1 protein-coding gene is annotated in these 2,318 nt (G+C 55.5%); it reads right to left on the bottom strand.

Translation table 11 applies throughout. The annotated features are described in order from the left end of the window. Positions 1-858 precede the first annotated feature (858 nt). On the bottom strand, positions 859-2,103 hold the full coding sequence (locus GWC77_RS27395; RefSeq protein WP_173262520.1) for a hypothetical protein: 1,245 nt from the start codon (positions 2,101-2,103) through the stop codon (positions 859-861). Positions 2,104-2,318 lie beyond the last annotated feature (215 nt).

The raw sequence follows: 2,318 nt of genomic DNA, 5'->3' as shown, positions 1-2,318 counted from the left end.
GCGTTCACGCAAAAAGCGAGAGTAAACGCGTTTCGCCGAAAGTTTACAAGCCCAGCCCTATGTCATTGAAAGTAAACATGTTCTTCCGAACCCGGGAAGCGGCGCGCACATGTGTATAAGCCGATGGCGTTACCCACTGCATTTTCAAAAGAGCCATATTTTCCGAATCACGTTTTCAGCCCACCCACAAACCGAGAGCATGGTATGCCGCCTAAATACCGTTATATAAAAGCGCGAGATGCCAAACGAATAAATCATCACCCCGTATCCACCAAGTGTTCAACTAATAGAGGCGATCCTAGGCTCTCTTCGAGCTCGATCTTTGCCCCATCTTACTTTCCGATCTCCGTCAACCACCATGTTCAAATGTTTTCGCAGCAAATCGCACAGCGCGGCGCCGCCTTCAGATCATTCAATCCAGGGGGTGCCGCCGCAATCACGATCCCGGCCGGCACCTCAAGTACCTGCTCAACTGATTGGCCTACAGTCTCGATCAGACGCCTCCCATTCTGCAGAGACTGGGGCGCGCGGCAGCGATACTTGCTTTGCATCGCTAGCGCGCGAACGCGTGATCCAAGAACGACGGAAACATTTGCCAACATGCATCGCATCCGTAGTCGCACATATCCAGGTAATGGCCAAATTCGGCACAAATCCGAGCGACAAAATCATCGAGCGAGGTCTGGCAGCTCCGTCGACCGGCGCGCAGGCAGTACTGGTGCGAGAAAGGTCAACGGGTGCAGCGTGGCAGGAGGAGCTGGAACAAAAAAAAGCAGCGGGAAGCGAGATCCGACCGAGACAGCTCGCCTTGAACGATTAAGAGCATGATCAGCGCACTGCGCCGTATCGGACCAGCGATCAGGCCGCGCCAGTCACCGCTTCGAAGTGACCAGCTCTGTCCACGACAACGACCGTTCGCGCGTCTCGATCGCTGGAACCGATACGATGACGATAAACGACGCCGTCATGCTCCGCTATGATTTCGACGCTTAGTTTGGGATACACGGAGGGATCGTCGTTGATAAGGTCAACCAGAACACGCGCCGCATGACTTTCCGCGGAAATCTTTTGATTTTCAGTTACTTTCTCAGCGTCCGTGAAGGAGAGGGAGGCCAGTATATTGCGATATTGATTCACCGTGTTATTCACAAATTCCGACAACACTGAGCCATAGTCGACGGTTGCATGCTGCATCAAGGCGATCAGCAAGCAGTTGTTCGTCTTCGCTTCCTTTTCCCCATTTTGTTTGTTTATATAAGTGGTGCCATCATTGGCTACCGAACGCATTCCCGCGAGCTTCAGCGCCCTTTCGATATGACGGGGTTTCCCCATCCGCATGACAACCTCGTCGGTAAACTCCCTTTCACTGGCATACAGTGCCTTGATGTCGGGCTCCAAGTCCTCCCATGCGTCGATTTCCCCCCTGTCAGCCGCAGCCGCAACGTCGAAATTCTCACCGATTGAAGGCAAGCTTCTAAGGAAGAACTCGGTGCGGCTCTGTTCAATCGCCATCTGAAGCTGCTTGCTTTCCTCCTCGATGCTCGTAGGGGGGCGAAACTCAATCAGGTTGGGCGGGGAGCGTCGCAGAAGTGCCGATTGCCATGGCGGCGGCCAAAGCCCCACAGTGTGGAACGCCGAACTGGGCCGCGCTGCGCCAGCTGGCCATGAGTCGGGCTGGTGCTGTTTCATTCGCGCTGGTACGTCGGATCGCGCGTCACGCGGCGTCTGAGCCGCGGTGTGTCTTGCCACCCCGGCCCCCAGACGAGGGGGTCGTTCTATCCGGCTCTGCGTAAAGAAAGATTGCAGGTCCGGCCCTGCTGCAGGACGACGAGAGAAAACTGTCACCGGATCCAGGCCCAGTTTCGGCAGAACGTCCAACAGCGGATTGACCGACGTTTGGCGCGCTGCGCCGGGCGTCCTCGGCGCGCGCGTCGTCTCATGCAACGTGTTGCGCAGCGTCCGCAACGCAATGGATAGCCTGCTAAGCATTGATATGCCCCTCGATGATTCGTGCACCACGGTCACGTACTCATCGATATTTTCCAATCCCGTCACGTCGCCCTTGCCCAGATGCCGGAAGGATCGCCGCAATATGCGAAGCATCTAGCCATTTGTCGATCCATTGCTACATGTTCGATGCGCCTCAAACCACTCCCGCAAAAAATAATAGTTGTGCCTGCAACTGCATCGGTGAATCGCCCCGGATTTGGTGGAGGCTCCAACTCTTGAGAGAATGGAGCTATGAACAAGTCGAACAAGTTTTCTGCTGAGGTCCGCGAGCGTGCAGTTCGCATGGTGCGAGAGCATCGCGACGAGTA

Origin of the sequence: Paraburkholderia sp. NMBU_R16, from assembly GCF_013282575.1 — a bacterium.
Taxonomy (GTDB): Bacteria; Pseudomonadota; Gammaproteobacteria; order Burkholderiales; family Burkholderiaceae; genus Trinickia.
This window is presented reverse-complemented; position numbering and strand designations above follow the sequence as displayed.